The organism is uncultured Amnibacterium sp. (assembly GCF_964245895.1).
Classification (GTDB): domain Bacteria; phylum Actinomycetota; class Actinomycetes; order Actinomycetales; family Microbacteriaceae; genus Amnibacterium.
Window position 1 is genome coordinate 1 of sequence record NZ_CAXTOQ010000243.1, and the last position, 3,255, is coordinate 3,255.

Here is a 3,255-nt window from a genome sequence, read left to right on the forward strand (position 1 = left end):
CGGTGCACGACGGCCTGGCGGGCCTGCGCCGTGGTGCGGGCGAAGCCGGCGCGGAGGACCAGCGCGTCGAGCCGCAGCTCGAGCAGCTCGACCAGGTTCTCACCGGTCAGGCCCTGGGTGCGACGGGCCTCGTTGAAGACGATGCGCATCTGCTTCTCGCGCAGGCCGTACTGGGCGCGCAGGCGCTGCTTCTCGCGGAGGCGGACGGCGTAGTCGCTGTCCGTGCGGCGCTTGGTGCGGCCGTGCTCACCGGGAGCGTAGGGACGCTTCTCCATGTAGCGGGCGGCCTTCGGGGTGAGCGCGACGCCGAGCGCGCGCGAGAGCTTGACCTTGCCGCGGGTGCGGGCCTTCGTGGACATGCGTTCCTTCGAGGAGAGAGATCGGACCCTGCCGCGCGCAGCGCAGCAGGAAGATTCGAGGGATGCGGCGTGCGAGGACCAGCCGGCTACAGGCTCAGGTCCGCTCGCGGATCCCGAGTCGCAGCCGCACGACCGCGGGGCCGCTCCAGGCCGCCGACAAGGATAGCAGCACCGCGGTGGGGGCGGATCGCCTCCGCACCTCAGCAGGCTGGTCGCACTCCAGCAGGCCGATCGCGCTCCAGCAGGCTGTCCGCACCTCAGCATGCTGGTCGCGCTCCAGCAGGCCGGTCGCACTCCAGCAGGCCGATCGCGCTTCAGCAGGCCGCGACACCGCGGTGCAGCCTGCCGAAGCGACCACAGCCTGCCGAGGTGCTCATCCAGCCTGCCGAAGTGCCGACGCAGCCTGCCGAAGCCCGCCCGCACCCAGGACGGCTCAGTCGCCGGTCCCCCGCACGCGCGCCCGGAGGCGCTCGACCCGCGCCGCCGTCTCGCGCTCGAACCCGTTCCCGGTCGGCAGGTAGTAGTCCCGGCCGACCAGCTCGTCGGGCGGGTACTGCTGCTCGACCACGCCGTGCTCGCCGTCGTGCGCGTACCGGTAGCCCTTCCCGTGGCCGAGCCGCGCGGCGCCCGGGTAGTGCGCGTCGCGGAGGTGCGCAGGCACGCGGCCGATCCGCCCGGCCCGCACGTCGGCGAGCGCCGCGTCGAGCGCCAGGTACGACGCGTTCGACTTCGGCGCGAGCGCCAGGTAGACGACGGCCTCCGCGAGCGGGATGCGCCCCTCCGGCATGCCGATCAGCTGCACCGCGTCCGCGGCGGCCATGGCGAGCGGCAGCGCCTGCGGATCCGCCATGCCGACGTCCTCGGCGGCCAGCACGATGATGCGCCGCGCGATGAAGCGCGGGTCCTCCCCCGCCTCGATCATCCGCGCCAGGTAGTGCACGGCCGCGTCGACGTCGCTGCCGCGCACCGACTTGATGAACGCGCTGATCACGTCGTAGTGCTCGTCGCCGTTCCGGTCGTACCGCAGCAGCGCCCGGTCGACCGCCGTCGCGACCAGCTCCTCGGTGACGAGCGGAAGCGGATCCGCGTCCTCGTCGTCCGCGAGCGTCGCGGACGCCTCGAGCGCCGTGAGCGCGCGGCGGGCGTCCCCGGAGGCGAGGCGTACGAGCGCGGCGCGGGCGGCGGGATCGAGGCGGTACTGACCGGCCAGCCCTCGCGGATCCTCGACGGCCCGGTCGACGAGCAGGCCGAGGTCCTCCTCGGTCAGCGGCTGCAGGGTGAGCAGCAGGGAGCGGGAGAGCAGCGGGGCGATGACCGAGAACGACGGGTTCTCCGTCGTCGCGGCGATCAGCGTCACCCAGCCGTTCTCCACGCCCGGCAGCAGCGCGTCCTGCTGCGCCTTCGAGAACCGGTGGATCTCGTCGAGGAACAGCACGGTCGAGAGGCCGTACAGATCGGCCTGCTCCCGCGCCTTCTCCATCACGGTGCGCACGTCCTTGACGCCGGCCGTGACGGCCGACAGCTCGACGAACCGCCGTCCGGAGCTGCGGGCGACCGCCTGCGCGAGCGTCGTCTTCCCGGTGCCGGGCGGGCCCCAGAGGATCACCGACACCGCGCCGGACGTGCCGTCCGGCGACGCGAGGCGGCGCAGCGGCGATCCGGTCCGCAGCAGGTGCGACTGCCCTGCGACCTCGTCCAGCGAGGTCGGCCGCATGCGTACCGCCAGCGGCACGGGTCCCTGCCGCAGGGCGGTGCGCACCTCCATGACCGAGACCCTATGCAGCGCCTCGGACACCGCCAGCCGCGGTGGGCGCGGGCGCGGCGCTCTCCTACGATCGGGGCGGCGCTCGTTCCCTCGAGCGGTCGGAGGGAGCGGGCGTGGCACGTCTGAGCGCCAGGGAGCGGGAGGAGCGGGAGGCGCGGAGGCGCACCCGCTCGTACTCCATCCGCCAGCAGGTCCACACCGAGCGCGGGCGCAGGCGCCGCCGCGACGACGTGATCGCCGCGATCGTGCTCGTCGCGGTCCTCGCGCTCGCCACGACCGCGCAGGTCGGGTTCTTCACGGTCGGCCCGGGAGCGCCGAAGCCGACCGCGTCCCTGTCCGCCACCCCGACGCCGACCGTCGCGAGGACGCTGCCGCCCTCATCGCTGTCCGAGGACCGCACGTGGACCGGCACGCTGGTGCTGAACACGACGTCGCTGTCGATCTCGCTGAACGGGAAGAAGGCGCCGCAGGCGGTCGCGAACTTCGTGTCGCTCGTGAGGAGCGGGTTCTACGCGGACGTGCCGTGCCACCGGCTCACGACGGCCGGCATCTACGTCCTCCAGTGCGGTGATCCGACGGGCACCGGCAACGGGGGGCCCGGCTACACCTTCGGCCCGATCGAGAACGCGCCGAAGGCGACCGTGACGAAGACGGTCGGCGGCACGAAGGCGAAGTACGGCGTCTACCCGGCCGGCACCATCGCCATGGCCAGGGGCACCGCCGCGGACAGCCAGGGCAGCCAGTTCTTCATCGTCTACCGCGACAGCGAGCTGCCGGCGCCCGGCTACACCGTCTTCGGGAAGGTCACGAACGGGCTCGGCGCGCTGAAGACCGCCATCACGGGCAAGGGCACCGCCGACGGCTCCACCGACGGGGCGCCGAAGGTGTCGACCAGCATCGCCCAGGTCGTGGTCGAGTGACGGCGGACCGTCGCGGGGGCCCGGTGCACTACCCTCGGGCAGCGAGGTGAGCGCTGTGACCACGCCCGAGACCGGTACGGCGGCCGAGGCGGCCGAAGGCTCGACGCATCCCTGGGGGCGCGTCGACGAGCACGGGGTCGTGTTCGTCCGCGATCGCGACGGGGAGCGCCAGGTCGGCGAGTACCCCGACGCCGCCGCCGACGAGGCGATC

3 protein-coding genes are annotated in these 3,255 nt (G+C 73.5%); 1 reads left to right on the forward strand and 2 read right to left on the reverse strand.

Annotation, left to right across the window (positions count from 1 at the left end; all coding sequences use genetic code 11):
- Both rpsD and ACFE60_RS18470 read right to left on the reverse strand, forming a co-directional pair.
- The coding region (gene rpsD / locus ACFE60_RS18465; RefSeq protein ID WP_375390312.1) for a 30S ribosomal protein S4 at positions 1-359 on the reverse strand (359 nt) is incomplete at its 3' end.
- A 433-nt stretch (positions 360-792) separates the two neighbouring features.
- Positions 793-2,124 (reverse strand): replication-associated recombination protein A, encoded by a 1,332-nt coding sequence (locus tag ACFE60_RS18470; RefSeq protein WP_375390313.1) that lies wholly within the window; start codon positions 2,122-2,124, stop codon positions 793-795.
- A gap of 113 nt (positions 2,125-2,237) precedes the next feature.
- Here ACFE60_RS18470 and ACFE60_RS18475 point away from each other — a divergent pair, with 113 nt between their 5' ends.
- Positions 2,238-3,044 carry a peptidylprolyl isomerase gene (locus ACFE60_RS18475; protein WP_375390314.1) on the forward strand — a complete coding sequence of 269 codons (807 nt, stop codon included), beginning with the start codon at positions 2,238-2,240 and terminating at the stop codon, positions 3,042-3,044.
- Positions 3,045-3,255 lie beyond the last annotated feature (211 nt).